At 65.2% G+C, this 22,531-nt stretch carries 24 protein-coding genes; 6 read left to right on the top strand and 18 right to left on the bottom strand.

The window, feature by feature from the left end:
- Positions 1-38: 38 nt before the first annotated feature.
- Positions 39-2,888 (bottom strand): RNA polymerase-associated protein RapA, encoded by a 2,850-nt coding sequence (gene rapA / locus ACSHWJ_RS09160; protein ID WP_432539690.1) that lies wholly within the window; start codon positions 2,886-2,888, stop codon positions 39-41.
- Positions 2,889-3,071: 183 nt separating this feature from the next.
- Between rapA and purE the strand changes: the two genes are divergently transcribed.
- Positions 3,072-3,560 (top strand): 5-(carboxyamino)imidazole ribonucleotide mutase, encoded by a 489-nt coding sequence (purE, locus tag ACSHWJ_RS09165; RefSeq protein WP_017366194.1) that lies wholly within the window; start codon positions 3,072-3,074, stop codon positions 3,558-3,560.
- Positions 3,560-4,690, top strand: a complete 1,131-nt coding sequence (locus ACSHWJ_RS09170) for a 5-(carboxyamino)imidazole ribonucleotide synthase (protein WP_432539689.1) — start codon at positions 3,560-3,562, stop codon at positions 4,688-4,690. Before purE ends, ACSHWJ_RS09170 begins: the two co-directional genes overlap by 1 nt.
- Before the next feature lie 2 nt (positions 4,691-4,692).
- Here the strand turns inward: ACSHWJ_RS09170 and ACSHWJ_RS09175 are convergent, their stop codons facing one another.
- From ACSHWJ_RS09175 to ACSHWJ_RS09185, 3 genes are read right to left on the bottom strand one after another with little or no spacing between them, the layout of a single operon-like run.
- On the bottom strand, positions 4,693-5,166 hold the full coding sequence (locus ACSHWJ_RS09175) for a DUF1249 domain-containing protein (RefSeq protein ID WP_010961749.1): 474 nt from the start codon (positions 5,164-5,166) through the stop codon (positions 4,693-4,695).
- The gene (locus tag ACSHWJ_RS09180; RefSeq protein WP_333687048.1) at positions 5,163-5,576 is read right to left on the bottom strand and encodes a 6-pyruvoyl trahydropterin synthase family protein; all 414 of its coding nucleotides are present in this window, start codon (positions 5,574-5,576) and stop codon (positions 5,163-5,165) included. The genes ACSHWJ_RS09175 and ACSHWJ_RS09180 overlap by 4 nt, the downstream gene beginning before the upstream one ends.
- A gap of 6 nt (positions 5,577-5,582) precedes the next feature.
- On the bottom strand, positions 5,583-5,885 hold the full coding sequence (locus ACSHWJ_RS09185) for a PilZ domain-containing protein (RefSeq protein WP_218800530.1): 303 nt from the start codon (positions 5,883-5,885) through the stop codon (positions 5,583-5,585).
- Positions 5,886-6,039: 154 nt separating this feature from the next.
- Here ACSHWJ_RS09185 and ACSHWJ_RS09190 point away from each other — a divergent pair, with 154 nt between their 5' ends.
- Both ACSHWJ_RS09190 and ACSHWJ_RS09195 read left to right on the top strand, forming a co-directional pair.
- Positions 6,040-7,056, top strand: coding sequence for a tryptophan--tRNA ligase (locus ACSHWJ_RS09190; protein WP_218800529.1), 1,017 nt, complete (start codon positions 6,040-6,042; stop codon positions 7,054-7,056).
- A gap of 11 nt (positions 7,057-7,067) precedes the next feature.
- On the top strand, positions 7,068-7,856 hold the full coding sequence (locus ACSHWJ_RS09195) for an RMD1 family protein (RefSeq protein WP_432539688.1): 789 nt from the start codon (positions 7,068-7,070) through the stop codon (positions 7,854-7,856).
- Positions 7,857-8,162: 306 nt separating this feature from the next.
- On the opposite strand, the gene ACSHWJ_RS09200 is transcribed toward ACSHWJ_RS09195, so the two are convergent.
- The 13 genes from ACSHWJ_RS09200 to acpA all read right to left on the bottom strand — a co-directional run bounded on the left by ACSHWJ_RS09200 (position 8,163) and on the right by acpA (position 19,393).
- Complete coding sequence (locus ACSHWJ_RS09200; RefSeq protein ID WP_432539687.1) at positions 8,163-8,390, bottom strand: hypothetical protein; 228 nt, start codon at positions 8,388-8,390, stop codon at positions 8,163-8,165.
- Positions 8,387-9,325 carry a ketopantoate reductase family protein gene (locus tag ACSHWJ_RS09205; RefSeq protein ID WP_432539686.1) on the bottom strand — a complete coding sequence of 313 codons (939 nt, stop codon included), beginning with the start codon at positions 9,323-9,325 and terminating at the stop codon, positions 8,387-8,389. The genes ACSHWJ_RS09200 and ACSHWJ_RS09205 overlap by 4 nt, the downstream gene beginning before the upstream one ends.
- The gene (gene hda / locus ACSHWJ_RS09210) at positions 9,322-10,020 is read right to left on the bottom strand and encodes a DnaA regulatory inactivator Hda (protein ID WP_432539685.1); all 699 of its coding nucleotides are present in this window, start codon (positions 10,018-10,020) and stop codon (positions 9,322-9,324) included. The genes ACSHWJ_RS09205 and hda overlap by 4 nt, the downstream gene beginning before the upstream one ends.
- Positions 10,021-10,048: 28 nt before the next feature.
- Positions 10,049-10,666, bottom strand: a complete 618-nt coding sequence (gene wrbA / locus ACSHWJ_RS09215) for an NAD(P)H:quinone oxidoreductase (RefSeq protein ID WP_432539684.1) — start codon at positions 10,664-10,666, stop codon at positions 10,049-10,051.
- A gap of 24 nt (positions 10,667-10,690) precedes the next feature.
- Positions 10,691-11,041 (bottom strand): arsenate reductase (glutaredoxin), encoded by a 351-nt coding sequence (arsC, locus tag ACSHWJ_RS09220; protein WP_432539683.1) that lies wholly within the window; start codon positions 11,039-11,041, stop codon positions 10,691-10,693.
- 33 nt (positions 11,042-11,074) lie between these two features.
- Complete coding sequence (gene truD / locus ACSHWJ_RS09225) at positions 11,075-12,139, bottom strand: tRNA pseudouridine(13) synthase TruD (protein WP_432539682.1); 1,065 nt, start codon at positions 12,137-12,139, stop codon at positions 11,075-11,077.
- Entirely contained in the window at positions 12,136-12,612 is a 477-nt protein-coding gene (ispF, locus tag ACSHWJ_RS09230) for a 2-C-methyl-D-erythritol 2,4-cyclodiphosphate synthase (RefSeq protein ID WP_010961739.1), read from the bottom strand. Before ispF ends, truD begins: the two co-directional genes overlap by 4 nt.
- Positions 12,600-13,304 (bottom strand): 2-C-methyl-D-erythritol 4-phosphate cytidylyltransferase, encoded by a 705-nt coding sequence (gene ispD, locus ACSHWJ_RS09235; protein ID WP_010961738.1) that lies wholly within the window; start codon positions 13,302-13,304, stop codon positions 12,600-12,602. The genes ispF and ispD overlap by 13 nt, the downstream gene beginning before the upstream one ends.
- On the bottom strand, positions 13,294-13,662 hold the full coding sequence (ftsB, locus tag ACSHWJ_RS09240) for a cell division protein FtsB (protein WP_432539681.1): 369 nt from the start codon (positions 13,660-13,662) through the stop codon (positions 13,294-13,296). The genes ispD and ftsB overlap by 11 nt, the downstream gene beginning before the upstream one ends.
- A 26-nt stretch (positions 13,663-13,688) precedes the next feature.
- Complete coding sequence (eno, locus tag ACSHWJ_RS09245) at positions 13,689-14,972, bottom strand: phosphopyruvate hydratase (RefSeq protein ID WP_218798231.1); 1,284 nt, start codon at positions 14,970-14,972, stop codon at positions 13,689-13,691.
- Between the two features lie 85 nt (positions 14,973-15,057).
- Positions 15,058-15,909: a 3-deoxy-8-phosphooctulonate synthase gene (gene kdsA, locus ACSHWJ_RS09250; RefSeq protein ID WP_010961735.1), complete on the bottom strand. Its 852-nt coding sequence runs from the start codon at positions 15,907-15,909 to the stop codon at positions 15,058-15,060.
- Positions 15,906-17,564, bottom strand: coding sequence for a CTP synthase (locus tag ACSHWJ_RS09255; protein WP_432539680.1), 1,659 nt, complete (start codon positions 17,562-17,564; stop codon positions 15,906-15,908). Before ACSHWJ_RS09255 ends, kdsA begins: the two co-directional genes overlap by 4 nt.
- 308 nt (positions 17,565-17,872) lie before the next feature.
- Complete coding sequence (gene acpA, locus ACSHWJ_RS09260; protein ID WP_432539679.1) at positions 17,873-19,393, bottom strand: acid phosphatase; 1,521 nt, start codon at positions 19,391-19,393, stop codon at positions 17,873-17,875.
- Positions 19,394-19,537: 144 nt separating this feature from the next.
- Here acpA and ACSHWJ_RS09265 point away from each other — a divergent pair, with 144 nt between their 5' ends.
- Both ACSHWJ_RS09265 and clcA read left to right on the top strand, forming a co-directional pair.
- Entirely contained in the window at positions 19,538-20,266 is a 729-nt protein-coding gene (locus ACSHWJ_RS09265) for a DUF2490 domain-containing protein (protein WP_432539678.1), read from the top strand.
- Complete coding sequence (gene clcA / locus ACSHWJ_RS09270) at positions 20,247-21,578, top strand: H(+)/Cl(-) exchange transporter ClcA (protein WP_256996533.1); 1,332 nt, start codon at positions 20,247-20,249, stop codon at positions 21,576-21,578. Before ACSHWJ_RS09265 ends, clcA begins: the two co-directional genes overlap by 20 nt.
- Here the strand turns inward: clcA and ACSHWJ_RS09275 are convergent.
- A complete protein-coding gene (locus tag ACSHWJ_RS09275; RefSeq protein WP_218798226.1) occupies positions 21,556-22,530 on the bottom strand; it encodes an FAD-binding oxidoreductase in 975 nt (324 codons plus the stop codon). The two genes, clcA and ACSHWJ_RS09275, sit on opposite strands and share 23 nt — an antisense overlap.
- Position 22,531 lies beyond the last annotated feature (1 nt).

Here is a 22,531-nt window from a genome sequence, read left to right on the forward strand (position 1 = left end):
TAAAAAAAGGGAGCGGAGGCTCCCTTTTTTCATGGGCGCTACACGGTGATGAGGAGTCGCACGGCATCGAGCCGCAGCCGGGCGGCTTGAAGGTATCCGTGCATCTCGACGGCATCGTCCTTGAGCCTGTCCAGTTCTTCCTGGCGGACGCTGGGGTTGACGCTCCGGAGTGCGGCCAGCCGTTTGAGTTCGTTCGTCATTTCATCGAGCATGCGCCGACTGCTGTCGGCCACGATTTCGGTCAATCGGGTTCCGGCCCGGGTTTCCGCCAGGGCCAGCAGCTTTTCCAGATTCGGTTTCTGGCTCCGCACGAACGCCCGGACGTTCGCGGGTTCGAAAGTCTGGGGACGCTCGTCGAACTCCGCCATTGCGATCCGGCCGAGGTCCTGTCCGCGGTGGTCGAGCAGCGTACGTATCTGCGTGCTCGGAAGGAACCGGAAGAGTTGCAGTCGGCGCGGCGCCGGACATTCGATGCGGTGGAAGGTTTCCAGCAGCATCTGGCCGGAGGCGAGGGCCGGGTGCGATACGAAGCCGAGTGAAGCGTTGCCGTGCTCGCCGTTCAGCACCAGGTCGATGGCGCCTCGCACCAGTGGGTGTTCCCAGCTCAGGAACACCATGTCTTCGCGCGCCAGGGCAACGTCCCGGCTGAGGGTGACGGTCACGCCGTCTTCCGGCAGCTCCGGGAACTTCGGGACCCGCAGGTGTTCCCCGGGACGGAGGATGTAACAGTCGGTGGAATGCTCCTCGACGACGACGCCGTAGGCATCGCACACCGCTTCCAGCCAGGGCCACAAGGCGGTGTCCCGGTCCCAGGCGGCGACGGCCTCAACCAGGCGGTTGGCCGGCTCCGGCCGGCAGGAGTTGAGTTCCAGCAGCCGGTCACGGCCGGCATGGAGTTCGGCTTCGATGGTTTCGGCGAGGGTTCGGGTGTCCTGAATCAGGGTGACGCCGGCATGGGTGTCCGGTGCCAGCAGGACACGCCGAAGCTCGTCGCCGAGCCGGGCGAACACCGCGGCCCCTGCCGCGGCGGGACGGTGGAACGCGTCCAGCCCTTCGTGATACCAGCGGAACAGGATTTCCTGGGCCGAGTCCTCGAAGTAGGGTACATGGATGTCGATGCTGTGGTGTTGGCCGATACGGTCCAGGCGGCCGATGCGCTGCTCCAGCAGGTTCGGATCCAGGGGTAGATCGAACAGCACGAGATGGTGGGCGAACTGGAAATTGCGCCCTTCGCTGCCTATCTCCGAGCAGACGAGCACCTGGGCGCCTTCCTCTTCCTCGGCGAACCAGGCTGCGGCGCGGTCGCGGGCGATGATCGACATGCCTTCGTGGAACACCGCGGCGCGGACGCCGCCCAGCGTCCTCAGCGCGTTTTCCAGGTCCACGGCCGTCTGCTGCCGGTGGCAGATGACCAGCAGCTTCGAGCGTGACGATTTGAGGCGCTGGGCGATGTCGAGCAGCCAGTGCACGCGCGGATCGTGACGCCACCAGTCCGGGTCGGGTGTGGCCGATTCCGGCCACAACCGGGCTTCGAGCGAAGCCTTTTGGGTCCGGTAATGCTCTGGCAGCGGAAGGGGGCGTCCGTGCAGCAGGCGGGAGGGGAAGCCATGGACGGTGTTACGGGTGTTGCGGAACAGTACGCGGCCGGTCCCGTGGCGGTCCAGCAGGAGCTGGATCAGCGCATTGCGGGCCGCTGCCGCGTGCTCCGGGTCGTTCAGGTCACCCACCAGCGCATCGGCGCGGTCGTGGCGCAGGAAACGTTGTAGCTGGCCGAGGGTATCGGCATCGAGCCGGGGGCTGTCGAGCAGCTTGTCGATGACTCCGGCCAGCGCCGTGTATTCCTGCTCCTCCTGCCGGAATTGCTCGAAATCGAAGAATCGGTCCGGATCGAGCAGCCGCAGACGCGCGAAGTGGCCGAGCTTGCCGAGCTGCTCGGGGGTCGCGGTCAGAAGCAGCAGGCCAGGCGTGCGCCGGGCCAGCATTTCGACGAAGGCATAGGCCGGGCTCGGCTTTTCCGGCGTCCATTCCAGGTGATGGGCCTCGTCGATGACCACCATATCCCAGGCGACGTCCAGCACGTAGCGGCGGCGCTCGGGATCCTTGAGGATGAAATCGAGGCTGCTCAGGGCCAGGTTCACGTCTTTGAACGGGCTGCCTTCTTCGGCGGCGTCCTCGTAGGCGTCCTCGCCGATCAGGCTGAAACGCAGGTTGAACCGCCGCAGCATTTCCACCAGCCATTGATGGAGCAGCATGTTCGGCACCAGGATCAGCACTTTTTCGGTCCGTCCGGTGAGGACCCGGTGGTGGATGATCAGGCCGGCTTCGATGGTCTTGCCCAGACCGACTTCGTCCGCCAGCAGCACCCGTGGCGCATGTCGGGACGCGACTTCGTGGGCGATATACAGCTGATGGGGAATGAGTGCGGTACGCGGGCCGACGAGACCCAGCACGGGGGATTGTTCGAGACGAGCGAGTTTTTCGCCGGTTTCGATGCGCAGGCGGAACACGTCGCCGGGGTCGATCTGGCCGGAGAGCAGCCGGTCCTGCGGTCTGTTGAACTGCAGAAACGGATTGAGCTCGATTTCTTCCAGGGTACGTGGCTTTCCATCCGCGTCCTTGCCGAGATAGACCAGCAGACCGTCTTGCTCTTCGACCTCCTCGACCTGCATCGACCAGCCGTCCACACTTTCCACCCGGTCGCCTGCGGCAAACCGGACCCGGCTCAGCGGAGCATTGCCGACCGCGTAGATGCGCCGTTCACCGCTGGCGATGAACGATACGGTGACCCTGTCGTGTTCGACGCCGACCACGGTGCCGAGCCCCAATTCCGGCTCTGTGTCGCTGATCCAGCGTTGTCCGGAACGCAATGTGTGAAGGGGGCCAGCCATATGATCAAGGGGATTGTTGTGCAGAAGGGTTGGAAAAAATCTTGGAATTCTACCAGATCGTCCGCGTCTTGACCGGACGGCACCGCCCGAGGGGGGATCGCCCGCCGGGCGATCCGATGGAGTTGGGATGCATGAGGCAGTGGGGTATCATAAGAACTTTTTTCAACGGCAACGAGTACCCTAATGGTTCAGGTCGGTATCGTGATGGGGAGTACCAGCGACTGGGAGGTCATGCAGCACGCTGTCCGCAAGCTCGAGGAGTTCGGTATCCCCTGCGAGGCCAAGGTGGTGTCCGCCCATCGTACGCCGGACCTGTTGTTCGACTATGCGGAACGGGCCCGGTCCCGCGGCCTCAAGTGCATCATCGCCGGTGCAGGCGGCGCGGCCCATCTGCCCGGAATGATGGCGGCCAAGACCACTGTGCCGGTTTTGGGCGTACCGGTGCCCGGCAGACATCTCGGCGGGCAGGATTCACTGTATTCGATCGTGCAGATGCCCAAGGGCGTGCCCGTGGCGACGTTTGCCATCGGCGAGGCGGGGGCGGTCAACGCCGCGCTGTTCGCGGTGGCCCTGCTGGCGAACGGCGATCCGGCCCTGCAGCTTCGTCTCGACGAGTTCCGCCGGCATCAGGCCGACTCCGTATTGGCGGCACGATTGCCGGAGGTGCCCTGATGGCGCACATTCTGCCTCCCGCGATGCTCGGCATTCTCGGCGGCGGCCAGTTGGGCCGCATGTTTGCGATGGCGGCCCGGTCCATGGGCTATCGGGTGACCGTGCTGGATCCCGATATCCAGAGCCCGGCCGGGAGCGTGGCGGACCGCCACATCCGCGCCGCCTATGATGACGAGGGGGCGCTCGAAGATCTGGCGTCGGGCTGTGCCGCGGTGACCACCGAATTCGAGAACGTCCCCGCCGACAGCCTGCGCTTCCTGGAATCTCGGACGCGGGTGTCGCCTTCCTCGGCTTGTGTGGCCATTGCCCAGGACCGTATCCTCGAAAAACGCTATATCGCCGGTGCCGGTCTGGCCGTGGCACCGTTCCTGGCGGTGGATGCCCCGCAGGATCTGGCCGGCGACCTCGCGCCCCTGCTGCCGGGGATTCTCAAGACGGCGCGTTTCGGCTACGACGGTAAAGGGCAGGTGCGGGTCGCCACCCCCGAGGACGTCCATGGCGCCTTCGAAGCTTTGGGCTGCCGTCCCTGTGTGCTGGAGAAGCGGCTGGACCTCGAGACCGAAATCTCGGTGATCGTGGCGCGGACTTCGGCGGAATTCGTCAGAACCTTCCCGGTCGCCGAAAACAGGCACGAGGCGGGCATCCTCGATGTCAGCATCGTGCCAGCGCGGGTGACGCCGGACATCGCCGCGCGGGCCTGCGAGATGGCCTGTGCCCTGGCGGAGGCCATGGACTATATCGGCGTGCTGGCGGTGGAGTTTTTCGTGCTGGAGGAGGGCGGACTGGTCATCAACGAAATCGCGCCACGCCCCCACAACAGCGGTCATTACACCCTCGATGCCTGCGGCGTGAGCCAGTTCGGGCAGCAGGTCCGCACGCTGTGCGGGCTCCCTCCCGCGGACACGCGCCTGCTCAGTCCCGTGGTCATGGTGAACCTCCTCGGGGACATCTGGCGGGACGACGAGCCGGCCTGGGACCTGGTCCTGAGCGAGCCCGCCGCGGTCCTGCATCTTTATGGTAAGGCCAGCGCCAGGGCGGGGAGGAAGATGGGCCATTTCAACGTGCTGGCCGAAACCGTCGATGCGGCCCTGGAGAAGGCGGAAGCCCTCAAGCGTGCCCTGCGGCGCTGAAGTCAGGCCGGCGCCGAGCGGTCCCTCCAGGGGGACAGGTCGGCCGGGCCGGATGACAGCCGGTAGCGGCTGTCGACGCAGTAATCCAGCCAGCGCGCCAGGAAATAGTTCAGTGACCACTTGTAGTCCAGCACCCGCTGCGGCGTCGCTTGGTCCCCCAGGGCGTCACGTACCTCGGGGCGGCAGTGGTCGCTGAGCACTTCGACGGAATGGGCGTCGAGATAGACCCGAATCCGGACGGCGGGCTCGCGCAGTTCTTCCATGGCGCGGCTGAAGGCGTGCGTCAGTTCCAGCGTCAAAGTGTAGGGGGATCGTTCCAGCACGCGGATATGCAGAGCGGGTTTGCCGTGCACCGATGCTTTCAGTGCCGGCTGGATCCGCTCCAGATCCGGTACCAACGCCAACAGCCGCTGGTAATTCGCCTCGCACAGCTTGGCCAGCCAGTAGGAGCGGTTGCGGGGCAGAAACCGGCTCACGGCGGGCTTCCCTCGCGATAGCTGGCGCAGGCGCTCGAGGTTTCCCACAGGGTGACGTTCTGGACCGCGAATCCCTTCCGCCGCAGGTCCCGATAAATCATTTCCGCCAGGGTTTCCGCCGTCGGATGCTGTTCGAGCGCGAGGACCCGCTCGCCGGCCTGCTGCAGCAGGGGCAGCAAAGGATCGTCCCGGTGCAGCAACAGGTTGTGGTCGAGGTGAGTGTCGATGAAATCACGGGCGGCGGCCGAGATGTCGGCGAAGTCGCAAACCATGCCCTGGAAGTTCAGGTCGCTGGCGGATACGGTGATGGCCGCCCGAACGCTGTGGCCATGCAGATGCCGGCACTTGCCGGAATGGTGCATCAAGCGGTGGCCGTAACAGAAAAAAATCTCTTTGGTGACGCTGTACATGGGGTCTTATTTGCTCTTGATCCCCTTGATGGCGCCGGCCACATGGTGGAAACCGGGCTCCGGCGCCGGAGTGCAGCGTACCACTTCGATGCTGGCCGTCAGGGGGGGGGTGAGTCGGTTGTCCGGCTCGATGCGGATTTCCAGGGCGCGGCCCGGCTCGATGATTTCATCGGTCCTGAACAGGATGCCAGAGCCGCTGATGTTGACGCAGACGCCGGCGCGTTCCTCGTTCTCTCCTGCGATCCGGTACTTGATCGGATAGCTGACTGGTATGCGTCGAGAGCGGCGTCTCTCGATGAAATGCGGCATAGGCTCGCCCCCATGATTGTCCTCGGGGCGTATTCTAAACGAATGGTGCGTGGTATGGTGGTTTTGAGCCTCGGCTGCGGGTGGCGGCGCCGGGGGTTTTGTGTCATAGTGCCGCCCGCGCCGTTTCTTGCCGTTTTTGCACTCCTTCGTCTGCATGAGCACCAAATCAGTCGTCCTGACCGGCATCACCACCACCGGAACCCCCCATCTCGGCAATTACGTGGGCGCCATCCGCCCGGCGATCGAGGCGAGCCATGACCATACTGTACAGCCGTATTATTTCCTTGCCGATTATCATGCCCTGATCAAATGCCATGATCCGGAGCGGGTGCGGCAGTCGACGCTGGAGATCGCCGCGAGCTGGCTGGCTCTGGGGCTGGATACCCAGAATGCCATATTCTACCGCCAGTCGGACGTGCCGGAGATCGTCGAACTGACCTGGATGCTGACCTGTGTGACCGCCAAGGGGCTGATGAATCGTGCCCATGCCTACAAGGCGGCGGTGCAGGCCAACCAAGAGGCGGACGAGGCCGATCCCGACAAGGGCATCACCATGGGGCTTTTCAACTATCCGGTGCTCATGGCAGCGGACATCCTTTTGTTCAACGCCCACAAGGTGCCGGTCGGACGCGACCAGGTGCAGCACATCGAGATGGCCCGAGACATCGGCCAGCGGTTCAATCATATCTTCGGCGAGCATTTCGTGCTGCCGGAGGCCGTGGTCAACGAGGAGACCGCCGTGCTCCAGGGACTGGACGGCCGCAAGATGAGCAAGAGCTACGACAACACCATTCCTCTGTTCGCGCCGGAAAGGCAGTTGCGCAAGCTCATCATGAAGATCAAGACCAATTCCCAGCTTCCGGGCGAACCCAAGGATCCTGCCGGTTGCACGCTGTTCTCGATCTACCAGGCCTTCGCCAGCAAACACGAGGTCGAGGAAGCCCGGCGCTGGTATGCCGAAGGCATTGGCTGGGGCGAGATGAAGAACAGGCTGTACGAGTACTTGAACGATCACCTCGCAACGGCCCGCGAACGCTACGAAGCGTTGATCCTGGACCCGGAGAGGATCGAACAGGAGCTGCGGGCGGGCGCCGCCCGGGCGCGGGCTCACGCCGTCCCGTTCATGCAACGGATCCGGGAGGCAGTGGGCATCCGGCCGCTGGCTCCCTGACTCCTCCCGTCATGGCTGCCGCCACCGAACGGGTGATCTGCGCCCGTGCCTGGTTTCTCGGCAGCCGCATCGACTACCGCGAGATCGAACGGGGCGGCGCGGTCGCACTGGGGCCCCTGACCCTGGCGGTCGGTCGCGAAGGCTACCGGATCACATTCCGGTTCGGCGTCGTCGTCCTGGTCGGCCTCAGTGCCGAGCAGGAAGCGGAAGTCCTTCAGGGGCTGCGTCCGGTCGTCCACAACCCGTTGGCGGAACCGGAACTGGAGGAGGTCGACCTCCTGATCCACCCGGAGCTGCCGGAGCGGCTGGACGGCGCAGGCCGGCTGGTATTGCGGGAGGCATCGGTCGCCCGCCTGCAGGTCGTCGCCCATGTGCTGGCCAAGAGCTGTGTCCTGTCCTACTACGAACGCAACGTGGCGGAGGAGTTCGACCGCATCGAACAGATCGCCCAGCGTCTGACCCGCGCCGCCGGCCCGCCGCGGGGCAAGCGGGAAATCCTCAACGAGATCGGCAAGGCGCTGTCCATCATGGGGCGTATGGTGGGACGGGTCGAGGTCGCGGAGAAGCCGGAGATCGTCTGGGACGATCCTCAGCTCGACCAGCTTTACGAACGCCTGGCGACCGAGTACGAGCTGCGCGACCGGGACCGGGCGCTGTCACGCAAGCTCGAACTTATCTCGCGCACCGCCGAGACCTATCTCGATCTGGTGAACCACCGCCAAGCGCTGCGGGTCGAGTGGTACATCGTCCTCCTGATCGTCGTGGAGATCGTGCTGAGTCTGTACGACAAGCTGAGCTGAGCGTCTCGGCCGGGCGTTTTCCCGAACGCCAGAATGTGGAGCCGACGGTACCGGTTGACCGGTTCGGGTGCGGACAGCCCGGCGGCCGTGGCCAGCCGCGCCAGGGTGATGACGGTTTCCGGCAGATCGTTGCCATCTCTTCCGGCGAGAAGTCGTGCCACTCCTTCCGCATCCAGTCGCAGGCCGCCTGCAGATGGGCGTCGTGCGATTCGTCCTCATGGCGGACCACGTCCACCAGCAGGAACACGCCGCCGGGCCGCAGGCTCCGGGAAACCTGGCGGAAGACTTCGCCCTTTTCTTCTGTGGTCAGGTGATGCAGGGCGAATCCCGCAAGGCGTTCGAGGAATGGCATGCATCGCCGCAGCCGAGGTCGCAGACCGAGATGCCCGTGCCGCCGAAACGTGCCGCGAGATGTTTGCCCGCGTCGGCGAAGATTTCACGGTGATACATGTAATTATGGGAGACGACACGGCCATGGAGTGACCAGGTGTCGATGAAGATTTCGGCGGCTTCGCGGTGTGCGGTCGAGGTCACGGCGGGTTTCCCCAACGGCTTTTCGCGGTTCGTAGCTCCAGGAGCTTCATTAGGGCATAGACCGACTCCAGATGCGGAATCGCCACACGGGTCCGCCGACCGGCGCGTACCGCGTTGCCGAGGATGACCTCCGTTTCCATCGGCTGGCCGGCTTCGAAGTCGACCAGCATGCTGGTCTTGTACGGCGGCATCTTGTAGGTGCTGGCGACGTTCTTCTCGACGATGTCTTCCGGCAGGGGATGGCCGTTGGCCGCGGCTACTGCGCGGATCTCCTGCATGATCGCCCGGACGAAACCTTCCTGGGTCGACAGGATGTCCAGGGTATCGAGGCCGCCGGAGAGCACCGACAGTGGATTGAAGGCGGCGTTCCAGACGCATTTCTGCCAGCGTGCGGTGGTGATGTTTTCAGTGGCGATGCCGTCGATGCCGGCTTCTTCGAAAGCGGCGGCCAGGGTCTTGACGCGTTCCGAGACTCCGCCGGGATAGTTGCCCAGCATCAGCCGTCCGTAGGCCTGGTGCCAGATTTCGCCGGGCGCGGTACGGGTGACGCCGATGAAAGCCAGGCCGCTGATGACTTCGTTGTCGGGGAAGGCGGCGGCGACTTCCGGCTCGATGTCGATGCCGTTGGAAATCAGGACGATGCCGGTGTCGGGGGCCACGGCATCGCGCAGTAATCCGACCCGGTCGGCACCTTCCACCACCTTGATGCACAGCAGCGTGCAATCGGGCTTGGTTTCGAGTTCGGCGGCGGAGCGGACGACCGCCGCCGGCCGGAAGGTGTAGTCCCCCAGTGTCGCGCTGCGGATGCGGATGCCCTTGGCCTTCACGGTCTCGTAGTCGGAGCGGGCGACCACCGACACGCAGTGGCCGGTCTTGGCGAGCAGGGCACCGTAGAAGCTGCCGATGGCGCCGGTGCCGATCACGAGTATATTCATGCGATGTCTTCCAGGTAGCCTTTGATGAAAGGGACGGTGAGCCGGCGCTTGGCGGCCAGGGAGGCATGGTCCAGCTCTTCCAGCAGTGCCTGCAGCGAAGCCATGTCGCGGCGGCAGTGGGACAGCAGGAACCGTCCGACCCGGGGGCTCAGGTCGAGCCCCAGCATGCCGGCCCGCCGTTCCAGTGCGGCCAGCTTGTGTTCGTCCGTCAGCGGATGGAGCCGAAGGACGAGTCCCCAGGCCAGGCGGGTCTTGAGATCGGGCAGGGCGACGGGTAATTCCCCAGGCGGCGCCGTGGCGGTGATCAGCAGGGTGTTTCCGGCATCGCGCATGGCGTTGAACAGGCCGAACAACTGCCGTTCCCAGTCGTCGCGACCGGCGATCGTGTCGATGTCGTCCAGACAGACCAGGTTCTGGTTTTCCATGCCCTCGAGCACGGCCGGACCACACTCGCCGATCAGCGCCAGCGGCAGGCAGGCGGCGCTGCGACCGTTGTGGAAAGCCTCGCGGCAGGCGGCGTTGACGAGATGGGTCTTGCCCAGGCCGGTGTCTCCCCACAGATAGAGCAGCTTATCGCCTTCGCCCCGGGCGCTGCGCCGCGCAGCCTCCGCCGCTTCGGCGTTGGGTCCCGCCCAGTACGCTTCGAAGGTCTGCAGCGGGTCGACGGCGAAATGCAGCGGTATCTGCTGGGCCATGGCGGTAGCTGCGAATGTCCTTGCGGACTTAATCCCCGGTATTCTTCAGTGCCTTGGCGACCCGCGCCAGCCGGGCACCGAAGGCACGGCACAGTGCCCGTTCTTCGTCGCTCAGCGGCGAGGCGTCGCCGGTGTGGCGGCTGGGGCCGTAGGGCGTGCCGCCGCTGCGGGTCTTGTGCAGGGCGGCTTCGCTGCTGGGAATGCCAACCAGGATCATGCCGTGGTGGAGGAGCGGCGGCAGCATGGTCAGCAGAGTCGCTTCCTGGCCACCGTGCATGGAAGCGGTCGAAGTGAACACGCCGGCTGGCTTGCCTGACAGTGCGCCGGAAAACCACAGGGCGCTGGTGCTGTCCAGGAAATGCTTGAGCGGCGCGGCCATGTTGCCGAAATGGGTCGGGCTGCCCAGGGCCAGGCCATCGCAATGCTTGAGGTCGTCCAGCGTGGCATAGGGCGGCCCTTCGGATGGAACGGCCGGCGCCGTCGCTTCGGTGGCGGGTGAGACCTCCGGCACGGTGCGCAGCTTGGCGATGGCGCCCGGCACTTCTTCCACGCCTCGGGCGATCATGCGCGCCATGTCGGCGGTGGCGCCGTGGCGGCTGTAATAGAGGATCAGGATTTCGGTGCTGCTGCGTTTGGACTCGGTCATGTCGGTCGGGAGTTGGGAAAGGGGTCAGCCGAGGATGGCCAGTACGTTCTCGGGTGGCCGGCCCAACGCTGCCTTGCCGTTGGCCACGACGATCGGGCGCTCGATCAGTACCGGATGGCTGGCCATGGCTTCGAGCAGTGTTTCGTCGTCGAGCTCCGGATTCGCCAGCCCCAGCTCCTTGTACGGGGCCTCGCCTTTGCGCAGCAACTGGCGTGGCGAGATTCCCAGGAGCCTTACCAGTTCACGCAGGCTCGCCGCGTCGGGCGGGGTTTTCAGATATTCGACAATGACCGGTTCGATGCCCCGCTGTTGAAGCAGTTTCAAGGTTTCCCGCGACTTGCTGCAGCGCGGATTGTGGTAAATGGTGACGGACATGGCTCAGGTCCTCCGAGGGGGGTTTTCGAAAAATCAGGTGTCCGGCCAGTCTTGCGGGTCGAATTCGACGAGTTCCCGCAAGACCGTGGTCGCGTAGGTGCCGGCAGGGAGGGAAAACGTCAGTTCGCAGGCCGAATCCTCGACTCCCGCGAATTCGAGATCCGGCACCGGCAGTCGCAGCGCCCGCCGGCCGACTTCGAGCCCGCAGCGTTCCAGGCCCTCGCGGAATTCCGCGCATTGTGCCAGCGCCGCCCGCTCCATTGCGAGGGCCGTGCCGGAAATCACCGGGTCGCCCGTTCCCCAAAGGGTTCCGCTGGGGTGGATCGTCAGCGCTTCGATGCGTCGCTGGATGTCTTCATCCAACTTGTCGGTCTTGAAGAAGGCGTTGGAGCCGGTGAACATGAAGGCGTCGCCCTCGACTGCCCGGTTCCAGCTGCCGTGCTCCACCCGACCGGCGAGGACACGGTTGAACAGATAGGAGCGTGCCGCCGACAGGTACAGCGAGCGCTTGTTGCGGTCGATACGGCGGCGCGGGTCGGCGAACAGCCGCAGTGCTTCCTGCAGATTGCGGCCTCCGTGGCCGAAGCGCTGCGGGCCGAAATAGTTCGGCACGCCGGCCGCGCGGATCGCCGCGCAGCGGGCTTCCAGACCGTCGCACACACCTTCGAGTCCCCGTAGGATGATGCGGAAGCGGTTTCCTGCCAGGGCGCCGCGCTTGAGTTTGCGGTCGTGCCGGGTATGGCGCAGGACGGCGATGCTCTCGCTTTCCAGCGCCCTCCAGTCGGGATCGGCCTTGCCGGCCAGTCTCACGCTGAACCACTGGGTGGTGACGGCGTGGCGGTCCTTGAGGCCGGCATAGCCCACGTCCATCGGCTTGACGCCGGCCAGCCTGGCGATCCGCTGTGCCACGTGGTCGGTGTTCTCCCCGGTCTTACGGATGTGCAGGAAGGCGTGTTCCCCCTGGCCGGTGGGTTCGAAGCCGAGGATTTCGTCGACCCGGAAGTCTTCCGGAGAGACCCGGATGCGGCCGCGGCAGGTCACTTCGCCGTGTGCCCGCGGCAGATCGTCGAATCCGGGGCAGTCGGGATGTCCGGTCATCTGCGGGCGAGGAGGGCGACGGCGTGCGCCGAGATGCCTTCGCCGCGGCCCTCGAATCCCATGCCTTCGGTGGTCGTCGCCTTGACGTTGACGCAGTCAGGGGGGATTTCCAGGTCCTGAGCGAGGTTTTCCCGCATCGCCTGGATGTGGGCGGCCAACCGTGGCGCCTGGGCCACGACGGTCACGTCCACGTTGCCGACGGTGTAGCCCAGGCTGGCGATTCTCTGTCGTACCTCGCGCAGCAATACGCGGCTGTCGATGCCCTTGTAGCGGGCGTCGGTATCCGGGAAATGGCGGCCGATGTCGCCGAGGGCGGCCGCGCCCAGCAGGGCGTCGCACAGCGCGTGCAGAGCCACGTCGCCGTCGGAGTGGGCGGCGAATCCCCGGCCGAACGGAATCTTCACGCCGCACAGCACGATGTGGTCGCCCTCTTTGAAACGGTGGGCATCATAACCTTGGCCTATTCGAAACATTGTCGCTCCAGATAGAAGGCGGCCAAAGGGAGGTCCTCCGGCCGGGTGATCTTGATGTTGTCGGGGCGCCCCTCCACTACCCGCGGCGACAGGCCGGCCAGCTCCAGGGCGCTGGCTTCGTCCGTCACCGTCAGTCCCCGTCGTGCCGCTGCTTCCAGCGCCTCTTTGAGCGCTCGGTAGCGGAACATCTGGGGGGTGAGGGCGCGCCAGACGCGGCTGCGGTCTGCGGAGCCCTGGATGGTGCCGTTCTCGACCGTCTTGAGGGTGTCGGTGACCGGCAGAGCCAGGATGCCGCCCACGGGGTCGTCTTCCAGGGTTTCCATGAGGCGCTCGACGTCGTCACGGGTGACGCAGAGGCGGGCTGCGTCGTGGACCAGCACCCAGTCGCCGTCCGCGGCCCGGCCGGCCAGGGCGGTCAGGGCGCTCAGCACGGAGTCTGCGCGTTCCCTGCCGCCCGTCGTGGCGAGCACCCGCGGCTCGCGTGAGCAGGGCAGCTCCGGCCAGAACTCGTCGTTCGCGCCCAGCGCGACCATGACCGCGGTGACGCGGCGGACCGAGAGCAGGCGTTCGAGCGTGTGCTGCAGGACTGGTTTGCCCGCCACGTCCAGGTACTGTTTGGGGATGTCGGCCCCCATCCGTTTGCCTACGCCGGCGGCGGGGACGACGATCCAGAAACGCGCGTCAGTGCTCATGTGTCGGTGCTTCGTTGGCAGCCGGAGCCGTGGACCTGTGCACCCTACGGGGCGGCGGTGCCGGTTCGGGGCTGGGCGAGGGATGCGCCGCGTCGATGATTTGTACCAGGGTTTCGCCTTCCTTGATCATGCCCAGGTCCCGGCGCGCATGTTCTTCGATGGCATCGGTACCTTCCCTGAGGTCACGGATCTCGGCCTCCAGGGCCGCGTTGCGTTGCCGCCGTTTCTCACCTTCTTCGGTGAGTTCCATGATGCGTTCCTGCAGCCTTTGCATTTCCCGCAGGTTGCCGTCGCCGAACCACAGCCGGTACTGGAGCAGGGCGATCAGCGCCAGCAGGAACGCGGTCAGTTTATTCACCCCGGCTCCGGGCGGTCGGCCGCGGCTCAGGCCAGGTTTTTGACGGCGCCGCGGCCGCCGTAGCGCGCTTTGTCACCCAGCTCTTCCTCGATCTTGAGCAGCCGGTTGTATTTGGCGATGCGATCGGAGCGGCTGAGCGAGCCGGTCTTGATCTGGCCGGCGCAGGTGGCGACGGCGATGTCGGCGATGGTGGTGCCCTCCGTTTCGCCCGAGCGATGGGACACGACGGACGTGTAGCCGGCCTTCCTGGCGATATGGATGGCTTCCAGGGTTTCAGTCAGGGTGCCGATCTGGTTGACCTTGATCAGGATCGAATTGGCGATCCGGGCTTCGATGCCCTGTTTGAGGATGGCCGGGTTGGTCACGAACAGGTCGTCGCCCACCAACTGGATGCGTCGGCCCAGCCTGTCGGTATGGATGCCCCAGCCGTGCCAGTCGTTCTCCGCCATGCCGTCCTCGATGCTGACGATGGGGTACTTGTCGACCCAGGCGGCCAGATGGTCCGAGAACTCTTCCGAGGTGAACCGCCTGCCTTCCGAAGCTAGAGTGTAGATGCCGTCCGAATAGAACTCCGAGCTGGCGACGTCCAGACCCAGGCAGATGTCCTCGCCGGGCCGGTAGCCGGCCTTTTCGATGGCTTCCAGGATGATGCCGATGGCTGCTTCGTTGGACGGCAGGTTCGGCGCGAAGCCGCCTTCGTCACCCACGCCGGTGGCGAGTCCCCGTTCCGACAGTACTTTCTTCAGGGCGTGGAACACCTCGGCGCCGTAACGCAGGGCTTCGCGGAAGCTCGGCGCGCCCACCGGCAGGATCATGAACTCCTGCATGTCGATACTGTTGTCGGCGTGGGCGCCACCGTTGATGATGTTCATCATCGGCACCGGCAGCAGGAACTCGCCGCTGCGGTTGAGGTAGGCGTACAGCGGCTTTTTCGCGTCGGCCGCGGCAGCGTGGGCGGTCGCCAGCGACACTGCCAGGATGGCGTTGGCGCCGAGCACGCCCTTGTTGTCGCTGCCATCCAGCTCGATCAGGCGGCGGTCGATGGCCGCCTGGTCGGCGGCGTCCATGCCGGTCAGTGCGGCCTTGATCGGACCGCGGACGTTCTCCACGGCTTTGAGTACGCCTTTGCCGCCATAGCGTGAGGCGTCGCCGTCGCGCAGTTCGATGGCTTCGCGGGCGCCGGTGGAGGCGCCGGAGGGAACCATGGCGCTACCTTCCGCGCCCGAATCCAGGATCACTTCCGCCTGGACGGTCGGATTGCCGCGGGAGTCCAGAATCTCCCGGGCCAGGATGTCGACGATCTTGCTCATGGGATCACCAGTGGGTATGTGTTGGGGCGTTCGGGACGACGGCACGAGAAGGCGCATTCCGGACGCCGATGTCATGCGGTCCCGATTACAGCAGGGGACTCGCCTTGACTGTGCGGTCGAGGGTCGACAGCAGCTCCAGCAAAGCCTTCATACGGTCCAGCGGCCAGGAATTGGGACCGTCGCTCAGGGCGCGGTCGGGGTCGGGGTGGGTTTCCATGAACAGGCCCGAGATGCCCACCGCCACCGCCGCCCGCGCCAGTGCCGGCACGAATTCGCGCTGGCCGCCGGAAGCGGTGCCCTGGCCGCCCGGCAATTGCACCGAGTGGGTGGCATCATAGACCACCGGGCAGCCGGTCTCGCGCATGATGCTCAGCGACCGCATGTCCGACACCAGATTGTTGTAACCGAAGGAGACCCCGCGTTCGCACACCATGATATGCCGGTTGCCGGTGGCCAGCGCCTTGGCGGCGACGTGCTTCATGTCCCAAGGTGCCAGGAATTGGCCTTTCTTGAGGTTGACCGGCTTGCCGGTGTTGGCGACGTTCTGGATGAAATTGGTCTGGCGGCACAGGAAGGCCGGGGTCTGCAGCACGTCCACCACCGAGGCGACTTCCTGCAACGGGGTGTCCTCGTGCACGTCGGTCAGCACGGGCACCCCGATCTGGCGTTTGACCTCGGCCAGGATGCGCAGTCCCTCTTCCATGCCAGGCCCCCGGTAGCTTGCGTGGGAGGATCGGTTGGCCTTGTCGAAGGAGGACTTGTAGATGAATGGGATGCCCAGACCGTCGGTGATTTCCTTGAGAGCGCCGGCGGTGTCCAGCGCCAGCTGCTCGGTTTCGATCACGCAGGGGCCGGCGATCAGGAACAGCGGGTGTTCCAGACCGACCGGAAAGCCGCAGAGTTCGAACGGCCGGGCCGATGTCTCGACGTTGCTCATGGTTGGGCTCCACCGCTCTCGGGGGGGGACGTGCCTTCGCTGCGCGCACGGGCGGCGCGGACGAAGCCGCTGAACAGCGGATGGCCGCCGCGCGGCGTGGAGGTGAACTCGGGATGGAACTGGCAGGCCAGGAACCAGGGGTGCTCGGGAATTTCCACCATCTCGACCAGGCGGCCGTCCAGCGATTTGCCGGACACCCGCAGGCCTGCCGCTTCCAGCGTCTTGAGGTAGTGATTGTTGAATTCGTAGCGGTGGCGGTGCCGTTCGGTGATGACGTCCTTGCCATAGGTGGCATGGGCCAGCGTGTTGGGTACCAGCCGGCATTTCTGTCCGCCCAGCCGCATCGTGCCGCCCAGGTCCGAATCGCCGCTGCGGTATTCGATGCCGCCGGCCTCGGTCTTCCACTCGGTGATGAGGGCGATGACCGGATGCGGCGACGATGGCAGGAACTCGGTGCTGTGCGCGCCTTCCAGTCCGGCCACGTTGCGGGCGAATTCGATCACGGCGACCTGCATCCCCAGGCAGATGCCGAGGTAGGGCACGCGGTGCTCGCGGGCGTATTTCACGGCGGCGATCTTGCCTTCGATACCGCGTTCACCGAAGCCGCCGGGAACCAGGATGGCGTCGACCCCTTCCAGCGCGCCGGTGCCGTGGTCCTCGATTTCCTCGGACTCGATGAAGCGGATGTCGACCCGGGTGCGGGTGTGGATGCCCGCGTGGACCAACGCCTCGCTCAGCGATTTGTAGGCGTCGGAATGGTTGACGTACTTGCCGACCATGGCGACGGTGACCGAGCGCTCCGGATTCTTGAGCGCATCGACCACACGATGCCATTCGCTCAGGTCGGCGGGGCCGGCGTCGAGCCGCAGCTTGCGCACCACGATCTCGTCGAGCTGCTGCTCGTGCAGCAGGGCGGGAATCCGGTAGATGGTGTCGGCATCCACTGAAGCGATGACCGCATCTTCCTGAACGTTGGTGAACAGAGCGATCTTACGGCATTCGCTCTTCGGGATCGGCCGGTCCGAGCGGCAGATCAGGATGTCCGGCTGGATACCGATGGTGCGGAGTTCCTTGACCGAATGCTGGGTCGGCTTGGTCTTCAGCTCGCCGGCGCTGGAGATGTAAGGCACCAGGGTCAGATGGATGAACAGCGAGCGTTCTTCGCCCAGATCGACCCGCATTTGGCGGATCGCCTCCAGAAAGGGCAGGGATTCGATGTCGCCGACGGTGCCGCCGATTTCGATCAGCGCCACGTCGTAGCCTTCCGCGCTGAGGCGGATGCCGCGTTTGATCTCGTCGGTGATGTGGGGGATGACCTGCACGGTGGCGCCCAGATATTCGCCGCGGCGTTCCTTGCGGATCACGTTCTCGTAGATCTGGCCGGTGGTGAAGCTGTTCGCCCTGCCCATGGTGGTGCGGACGAAGCGCTCGTAATGGCCCAGATCGAGGTCGGTTTCGGCGCCGTCCTCGGTCACGAACACCTCGCCATGTTGGAACGGGCTCATGGTGCCCGGATCGACGTTGATGTAGGGATCGAGCTTCGTCAGCGTGACTTTCAAGCCGCGCGCCTCGAGGATCGCGGCGAGGGAGGATGCGGCAATGCCTTTACCCAGCGACGAAACGACTCCGCCGGTGATGAAGATGTATTTCGTCATGAAAGCTCGAATCTGTGCGATGAGGAGATGTCCGGGAGGGCTCGGGGCGCGCCCACGACCATGGGCAGGACGGCACGGACAATCTTGGTATTCTAACCAAAGCCATGGGGGCGCGTCACGGGCGCCGGTGGTGGGGGCATCGCAATCCCATGATGGAGAAGGCCGGAGATCAGACGGCCGGTGAGGCGCTTGGAGTTGAAGGTATCAGGACCCGCGGCCGGGGTATCGTGCAAAGCCATCCGGTCGGTTTCGCCCGCCGGTGCCGGTCTTCGGCCGATCTGCCTGGCGGTGTGATGCTCTGCGCGGAATCACGAGCCGAGATCGAAGGCGTGGGTCAAATCCCCGGCATTCGGGCGCACGCCTGGCAACGGTTCCAGACCGAAGCGGCGGGTGATGAATTTGATGATCGAGGTCGTGTCATACGGCGTATGGTCGACATACCCTCGCCGGGCAAAGGGGGACACGACGATCGCCGGGATGCGGACACCGGGGCCCCAACGGTCGCCCTTGGGCGGGGCAACGTGGTCCCAGAAGCCGCCGTTTTCGTCATAGGTCACGATGATCGCCGTGGTCGGCCAGAGCGGACTTGCCTGGATCTTGCGGACCAGGCCGGCGATATGGGCATCCCCGGCGAGGACGTCGGCGTAGCCCGGATGTTCGTTCAATCTGCCCTGCGGCTTGTAGAAACTGACCTGGGGGAGGGTACCGGCTTCGATCGCGGACAGAAAATCCGCGCCATCCTTCAGGTGCTCGGCCCGCTCTGGTGTGCCCGGGGCATAGCGGGCGAAATAATTGAAAGGCTGGTGGTGGGCCTGGAAGTTCGGCGAGTTCTCCCCTTTGCCATAGATCACTTGGCGCGGCTGCATATCCCGCATACCTTCTTCGACGGCGGCGTTCCAGGCGCCGGCATACCAGGCCCAGGTCACGCCCTTCGCACTCAGGGTGTCGCCGATGGTTTTGAACGACTGCGGTGGCAAGGGGTGTTTGGACGGATCGGCCAGACGGCGGTCGCCGCCGGCAGCGGGTGGGATGCCGCTGGGCTGGTAAGGCGGCTGTTCATTGAGCACCGCGTAGCCATCCGGTGTGACGCGCGAGACGGTGTATCTGGCGGGTCCCTGCAGGGCGCTGGGCGGAGAGTCGGGCGCGCGGAGCAGGCGACCGGAAGCGTCGAGCCGGGCGACCCGCTCCGGCGGTGCATCCGGAAACACCGGAGTGCATGCGCAGACCAGCCAGAAATGGTTGAGGAACGAGCCGCCAAAAGCGCCCATGAAGAAATTGTCGGCCAGGGTGAATTCCCGGGCAATGTCCCACATCGGGAGCTTCGATCCGTCGTAATAGCCCATGACGAGGCCGCCGGCGTCCGAGACGGCGGCGAAGCGGTTCATCCGGCCGCCGTTGATCTGTTCTTGATTCTGGTAGAACGCGTGGACCAGGTCGCGCGTTTTCTGCGACAGTGCCATGCCGACGGGGGGCGCGTCGAGCCGGAACGGGCCGTTCGGCAGTCGGGCCGGGAAGGCCGGGTCGGGTCGGGCATCGCCGACCAGCCAGACCGGCGGCAGATAGGGCAGGGGCGTGCCGTCGTGATCGATCTGACGCTTGGCTTCCTCGCTGGCGTTGGCGATACCGTTGGCGCCGGGGAAGAGGCCATAAAGGTTGTCGAAGCTGCGGTTCTCGGCGTAGATCACGACGATGTGCTCGATTCGGTTCAGCGCTTCGTCCGCGCCGGATGCCGGCCTGGCCTGTTGGGCTCCGGGACTGCAGCCGCCACAGCTCAGCAGGATGCCGGTGAGGCCGGCGAGGGGCCAGTGTCTGAAGGGGGAACGGGACATATGGGTTATCCTTTGCGCGTATTTTCGAAGGCGGCGGGGTGAGTCTCCAAGTAAAGTCCTTAGGCCGTTCCATTTCAAATTCAAACACGGCCCGGCGAACGGGCATGCACCGGATTCAGCGGTTCGAATAGAGGAGCGGGTTGGATGCGTTCGACGGCCGGTTTTCCGCTTGGAGCGTCGCTGCTGATGGCAGCGTGTCAAGCGGCCGGTGCCGGCGGAATCGAAGGCATGGCCGGTGCTTGGACTTCGCTGAGCCTACTGGGCAGTCTGGGTAGCGTGTCTCCGGACTGGCGCAAATTCAAGTGGTATGTGCGGGATCAGGTCCGCCTGCGCGACGACAATCCGCCGAATGCCTGGCGCATGTACGAGGACTTGCTCTGGGTGGGGGTGGGCTATCAGGTCGACCCCCGGTTCTATCTCGGCATCGGTTACGCTCACACCTGGCTGCATCCGGTGGACCAGCCGGCTTATCAGGAAAATCGCCCGTATCTCGAGGCGGTGCTCACCCATGAAGCGGTTGGGGGGAAACTGGTCAGCAGGACCCGGCTCGAGGAGCGGGTGCTGCAACAGGGTGGTGAAGTCGGCATCCGTTTCCGCGAGGCGGTGACCTGGAGCCATCCCATGCGCTTCGTGGCCGAGGGGGCGGAGTTTTACATGGGGGACGAACTCATGGTGTGTCCGAACTACAGTCTGTTCGGGCCGGCCGGCTTCTGCCAGAACCGGATCCTCTCCGGTATTTCCTATCGCTTGAGCCGGAATCTGGGCGTGGATTTCGGGTATCTGGGCCAATACATGGCGGGTACGCCGGGCACCGCCGATGTCTGGACACACAACATCCAGTTCGATCTTCACTATGTCTTCCTGGACGACTGAGGCGGAGCGGTTCGTCCGCCTGAATCGGGAGCGGCGGCGTCTGTTTCCGCGCGCCTTGCTGGCGGGACTGCTGGCCGGGTGTGCCGCGGTCGGTTTCCATCTCGGGATGGATGCCGGCGAAGCATGGCGCGCCCGACTGCAGGACTTCGCCCACGGCTACGGCGCACCGGGGCTGGCCATCGCTGCAGCGGCATCGGCCCTGTGCGTATTCCTGGCGGCCTGGCTGGTCGAGCGGTTCGCGCCGGAAGCGGCCGGCAGCGGCATCCCGCACGTGAAGGCGGTGCTGATGGGATTGCGCGGGTTCCGCTGGGCCCGGGTGCTGGCGGTCAAGTTCCTGAGCGGGCTGATCGGCATGGGTGGAGGACTCACTCTGGGACGGGAAGGGCCGACCGTGCAGATGGGTGGGGCGGTTGCGGAGGGCGTGGCTACGGCGTGTTCGTCATCCCCCGACGAACGTCGCGCGTTGATCGCGGCGGGGGCCGGGGCCGGTCTGGCGGCGGCTTTCAATGCGCCGCTTTCGGGGCTGATATTCGTGCTCGAGGAGTTGCGTGAACGATGTTCGTCCCCGGAGTTTTTCGCCGCGGCGGTCGCTTGTCTCGCCGCGGACACGGTCTGTCGTCTGGCTTTGGGGGAGTTGCCGGCATTCCGGGTCGGGATTTCCGGCGCTCCCTCACTGACGACGCTGCCGGTGTTCGTCGGGCTGGGTGTGTCGTGCGGTTTGCTTGGTGTCGCTTTCAATCGCACTTTGCTGGCGGTCCAGCGGCTGTGCCCGGGCCGTCCGGGGTCGCGCAAAGCGTTCTGGCTGGGCTGGGGCGGCTCGATCGGGCTGGTCGGCTGGCTGGCGCCGGATCTGTTGGGCGGCGGTCAGGGGCTGGTCGGCCGGATATTGGACGGTGAAGCCAGCCTGGCGCCGAGTCTGGTCGCGCTCTACTTCGCTGCCCGGTTTGCTCTGACCATCGGCAGTTACGCCACCGGGGCGGCTGGCGGCATCTTCGCGCCGATACTACTGCTGGGCGCTCTGCTCGGGCTCGATTCCGGAATGCTCATCCAGCAGATGGCGCCGGTGCTGCCTGTGGAGCCCAAGGTTTTCGCAGTGGCCGGGATGGCGGCTCTGTTCACCGGCGTCGTCCAGGCGCCGCTCACCGGCGTGGTGCTGATGATCGAAATGACCGGCAACTATGCGCTCATCCTGCCGCTTTTGGCGGCCTGCTTCGCGGCGCAGGCGGTCGCCGCCCGTCTCCACGATCTGCCGATCTACGAAGCGCTGCTGGAGCGGGAGCTGAGGGAATCTAGGGGGCGGCGTTCACGTTGAACGGATCGGCATAGATGTCCTTCATCGCAGCACCCGCCAGGAAGGCGCGTCTTTTCGCCGCGCTCACCATCTCCGGATGGCCGCAGAGGAACAGACGCTTGTCCTTGAAGTCCGGGATCTCCATGAAAGCAATCTCGTGGGCGCGGCCTGCCGCCAAGCCAGGCGCCGGTTCTTCGCCGGAAACGCAGGGAACGTAGTCGAAATTCGGATATTCCCTCGCCAGTTCCCTCAACCTGTCGGTCAGATAAAGGCCCGCCCGGTTTCTACTGCCGTGGAACAGACGGATCGGTCCGCTGTGTCCTCGCTGCAGGGCGTCGCGCAGGATGCCGTAGAGGGGGGCCAGGCCGGACCCCGTGCCTATCAGTATCAGCTCCTGCTCCGGCCGGCCGGGCACGTAAAAACAGTCGCCGCTCGGCCCCCGAATTTCCACCGTCTGGCCGATGCGCAGGTGTTCGTGTATCCAGCCGCTGACTTTGCCTTGTGGCAGTCGTCGCACGTGCAGGTGTAAATGCTCATCGTGCTGCGGCACGCTGGCCAGGGAGTAGCTTCGCCCGAGCGTGGGTTCGCGGAACAGATTGATGAATTGCCCGGCCCGGTATTCCAACGGGGCGTGGCATTCGAGCGACACGTGCATGATCTCGCTGTTGAGCGGTTCCAGCGCCGTGACGGTCGCCGGTAGTGATTTCACGACCTCTTGGGGAAGCGCCGCTTCGAGATCGTTGGTCGGATGGCAGACGCAGGCGAGGAAATAGTTCTGAAGCTTCAGCGAGTCTTTCAGTCCCCGCTGCGAGTCCTCGGGCGGCACGCCGCGGACGGCCCGCATCAGGCAGGTCTGGCAGACCCCGCTACGACAGGAGAAGGGGACAGGCGCGCCGTGGCCGACGAGACAATCCAGGACAGACTGGTCTTTGTCGAGGGGATAAGTGTTTCCGCCGTAGGTGATGCTCGTCATG

It is taken from the genome of Methylococcus sp. S1M (assembly GCF_051295855.1).
Lineage (GTDB): Bacteria > Pseudomonadota > Gammaproteobacteria > Methylococcales > Methylococcaceae > Methylococcus > Methylococcus capsulatus.